The sequence below is a fragment of the Frankia sp. CcWB3 genome, assembly GCF_977927595.1.
The window spans coordinates 1-4,194 of sequence record NZ_CDWRCK010000310.1 but is presented as its reverse complement, the minus strand read 5'-3'; the positions used below and the strand labels follow the sequence as shown (position 1 = coordinate 4,194).

Sequence of the window (4,194 nt, the reverse complement as noted above, 5' to 3'; positions counted from 1 at the left end):
CGTCGGCGACGGGCACGATGGCGACGCCCGCGACACCAGGGTGGGCGCGCAGGTGGTCTTCGACCTCCTCCGCGGAGACCTTGTCTCCAGCGCGATTGATCACGTCCTTGAGCCGGCCCTCCACAACCAGGTGTCCGGGAAACGGGGCTCACCTCACGGACCGCTGGACCCGGCTGGCCAGCCGACTCCGGAACGCTCCTCGCGGTGGTCAGCAGACGACTCTTCCGGCGAGCAGGCTCGCCCGGAAGGCGGCGAGGTCGGCCTCCGAGTCGTCGTACCGCCAGTCACCCTTCACGCCGTCCTTGATGTTCATCGCCGTCCAGACGAACCCCAGCACCTGGGGGTGGCTCTGCAGCCAGCTGCCGAACGAGGCGATCCAGCTGGTCTTGTACTGGTCCCGCTGGGCGCCCACCTCGGTCAGCAGGACCGGCTTGGCCGATAGCGCGGCCAGTTGGGCCATGGACGGGTCGTACGTCTGCGCGGCGGAGCTCTCCTGCACGCCGTACCCTGTCAGACCCATCAGGTCGACCCACTTGTCGCCAGGGTAGTACTCGGCCAGCGGCGTTCCCGACGTCCCGCGGAGCACGTTCGGCGACCACACCCACAGCGCATTCGTGACGCCGGCGTCTCGGAAGAGGCCGACCACGTGCTGCCATGCCGCCACGAACAGCGCCGGTGTGTTCGAGCCAACCGACGCCCACGGGTACCAGTAGCCGTTCATCTCGTGGGCGAACCGGATCAGGACGGGGCGTCCGTACTTCTTCACTACCATCGCGATGGCCCGGTAGTGGTCATCCCACCGGCCCTCGATGGTCTTGTCGAGCGTGAAGTCGCTCTGGTTGACCCCCTTGTCCGGGTTCCACGGCTCGACCGTCACGATCGGTGTCACCGGCACCGCGCCGAGCACCGTTGGGTCCAGGCCGTGGGCCACGGAGACGAAGAACTGGGCCATCGCCGGCAGGCAGCCCGTCGTGCGCGCAACCTCGCCCAGCGACGCCTGGCTGATGCCGGGCACCGTGACGCCGAACTGCGGACGGGTCCTGAACACGGTTTCGACGGTCGCCCGCGACGGCTCGGCGCCGCGAGCGGCGCCGCCGGTGGCGCCGCTCGGGGACACAGGTTCCCGAGACGGGCCGTCGCCGGGGGAGCTGCAGGCGAAAACCAGTACGCTCGCCGCCACCATCAGGCAGACGGCAGACCGCCGTCGCATCAGCGCCTCCCCACCAGGTACCTCGGCCGTCTGGCTGGTACGTCCGCCGAACAATGACCGAAATCCAAACAATGACTGAAAAGTGTACAGGCGTCCTGAAATACGGCCTTGGCGCACCTCGTTGGCGAGGCTACCCGACGCCCGGATTCCACCGGGACCGAAGTCAGGAACGCGATGTGCCCGCGGTCTGGCTTGACTGGAGCAGAGGTCCCCGCGACGGTAGCTGTACCTTGGTGACCAGCGCGTGTTCGAGCGCCGGCCCGAGCATGACCGCTGCCGTGTTCGTGATGTGGGAGTCGTCGCGGTACAGCAGCACGCTGCCCCGTACGGCCGGGCAGGGTCCGGTCCCCGGGCACAGGATGACGTTCAGGTCGACCGCGCTGACCGCTGGTTCGCGGCCCTCGACGACCGCCTGCAGCAGCGGGTCGCGGGGCAGTCCGGAATCCCGCGGGAACGAGCACGACCGCCAGTTGTCGATTGCGCCGGAAATACACGCCGGAATGTCTTCCGGTGGATGCGGGGTGTCGACGATGTAGACCAGCGGAGCACCCAGGGACGCGAGCCGTGCGATCGTGTTCCGCCATCCCGCCACAACCTTTTCTTCGTCGCCGGTGTACCGGTTGTACGTACTCAGGAAGATCACGTCCGGCTTTGGTTCCGCGGCGAGCCGGCGAAACGTGTTCTCTCGCCAGGTGTCGCACTCGGTGAACTCCCGGCCGAGCTGCTCGCTGCGGACCGAGATAGCGGGTAACGGGCAGCCGACCTTGGTCAGCACCTCCACCGACCAGTCGCTGCCGCGGGCCATGTGGTAGACCGCCCCGAACCACTGGGCGGCGTGCGAGTCCCCCAACAGGACCACCCGGCCGGTGGCGCCGTCGGTGTTCAGCTGGCAGGGCGGGCTCGTGGTCTGGCGGGGACTTACCATGCAGCCGTCCGGAAGCCGCGGCAGGTCGTCGTACGCGGACCAAGGCGCGGGCGTCACCGGGCCGCTCAACAGGCCGCCGGGTTGGTCGAACGGGTCACGCACCACCGTGGCCGCGGGCAGGTGCGGCAGCACCGCCACCGTGTCCCGGCCACCGCCCCGCATCCGCTGCAGCGCATCGGTGCCGACCAGCATGCCGGTGGCGGCCGGCAGCAACGTCGCGGTGACGGCGATGGCGAGGCCACGACGCCAGCCCGACGCCGCGACCGCCGAGAGCCGCACCGGACGCTCGACCAGCCGCACCGACAGCTCGGCCGGCACGGCGCAGGCCGCGACCGCTGCCGTGCGCGCCTGCCAGCTCAGGTCTCCCACCCGCGCCTCGACCAGGACGAGCACGGCCCAGTGCCACAGGTACAGGCTGTACGACCGGCTTCCGATGACGGTCAGCACCCTGGTCCCCAACAACCGGCCCGCACCCGCCCGGAGGCTGCGGTGTCCCGGGTGGACGCCGGTACCCGCCGCGATGACCGCTGCCGCGCCGAAGGTGGGCAACAAGGCCGCCGTGCCCGGGTAGACCGTCACGCTGTCGTAACTGACGACGGCGGCCACCACCGCCACGCACCCCGCCCAGCCGAGCACGATCCTCACCCCGATGACGGTGCGGCCGCGGTCGAGTCTGGCGAGCGCCGGCGCGGCGAAGGCGAGCAGCGCACCGACGCCGAACTGCCACGCCCGGGCCGGCGAGCCCAGGTAGGCGACCGGCGTCTCCACCAGGGTCCAGTGCAGCGACAGCGCCAACGACAGGGCGACGAGCCCGAGCGTGACCGGGACCGCGACGGCGGCCAGCGACATCGTGGCGCGCCGGGCGAACAGCACGACGAGCAGCAGGAGCAGCGGCCAGACGAGGTAGAACTGCTCCTCCACGCTGAGCGACCAGAAGTGCAGCACCGGACTGGGGTCCCGACCGCTGGCGAGGTAGTCGGTCTGGTTCGAGATGAACCGCCAGTTGACCAGGTAGACCGAGGCCGCCGCGACGTCGTGCACCGTCTCCGCCTGGCGCAGCGGCGGCATCGTCAGCCAGCTCGCCACGGTGACGAACACCAGGACGACGCAGGCCGCCGGCAGGATGCGCCTGGCCCGGCGCGCGTAGAACCCCGCCAGGCTTATCCGACCGGTGACCTCGGCCTCCCGCACGAGCAGGCTGGTGATGAGGAACCCCGAGACAACGAAGAACACGTCGACCCCGATGAAGCCGCCAGCGGCGTGGGGGACCTGACCGTGGTAACACAGCACGGGCAGCACAGCCAGGGCGCGTAGCCCTTCGATGTCGGGGCGGAAGCCGAGCCGTTCCTCGATCCGCACCAGACCCGGGTGGGGTCGCCGCAGCGGCACGGTGACCGTGCCGTCCGTGACCGCGCCGTCCGTCGTCCTCATGGTCCTCATGCCGACCGCTCTCATGGCCCGCCTGGCCTGATCAGTGCCATAGCACGGTCGGGTCGACCCAGCCGGTGGCCAGCAACGCGATGACCGCCAGGCCGACGGTGATCGCCAGCCCGTCGGGCCAGCGCAGGTGCTCGGAGGCCGGGAAGTCCAGGTCGTCGTCGTGACGTTCCACGTCGCTTCACCCCTGGCGCAGGGCCGCGCTGGCGGGTGGAGCGCCGTGCGAGGGCGAGACCGGTGCGCTGTTGGCCGGCGCGTTGTGGGCCGGCGCGCTGTAGGCCTGCGGACCGCCGGTCCATGCCCGGACCACGGAGTCGGGCTGAGACTGCCTGGCGCGGTGCCTGCTGCGTGCCGGCCGGTCGCCGCGCCCCACGAGCAGGCGGCTAAGCTCGAACAGGAGCGGGATGCTCAGATAGCTGTGGCCGAGCTGGAACAGAATCATGAGCCAAAAGTTTTCCCAGCCGAACCGCCAGACGTCGAGAGCGATGCCGATCCATGTCGCGCACGTCGTCAACAGCAGCCAGTAGAAGGCGGTCCGAGCCACGCTGCGGACCAGCGGGTTCCCCCCTTTGCGCACGGAGCCGGTCGCCACCCAGGATGCCGTGCGACCACGCACCATGCC

At 70.2% G+C, this 4,194-nt stretch carries 3 protein-coding genes and 1 pseudogene; all 4 read right to left on the bottom strand.

Going from position 1 to position 4,194, the window contains the following annotated elements; genetic code table 11:
- Positions 1 to 208: 208 nt before the first annotated feature.
- Positions 209 to 1,210 carry a glycoside hydrolase family 26 protein gene (locus ACY5KJ_RS18125; protein WP_462189130.1) on the bottom strand — a complete coding sequence of 334 codons (1,002 nt, stop codon included), beginning with the start codon at positions 1,208 to 1,210 and terminating at the stop codon, positions 209 to 211.
- 163 nt (positions 1,211 to 1,373) lie between these two features.
- Complete coding sequence (locus ACY5KJ_RS18120; RefSeq protein ID WP_462203919.1) at positions 1,374 to 3,575, bottom strand: acyltransferase family protein; 2,202 nt, start codon at positions 3,573 to 3,575, stop codon at positions 1,374 to 1,376.
- Positions 3,576 to 3,606: 31 nt separating this feature from the next.
- Complete coding sequence (locus ACY5KJ_RS18115; RefSeq protein WP_023842071.1) at positions 3,607 to 3,747, bottom strand: hypothetical protein; 141 nt, start codon at positions 3,745 to 3,747, stop codon at positions 3,607 to 3,609.
- Between the two features lie 6 nt (positions 3,748 to 3,753).
- A pseudogene (locus tag ACY5KJ_RS18110) lies at positions 3,754 to 4,194 on the bottom strand (glycosyltransferase family 2 protein); the annotation flags it as partial.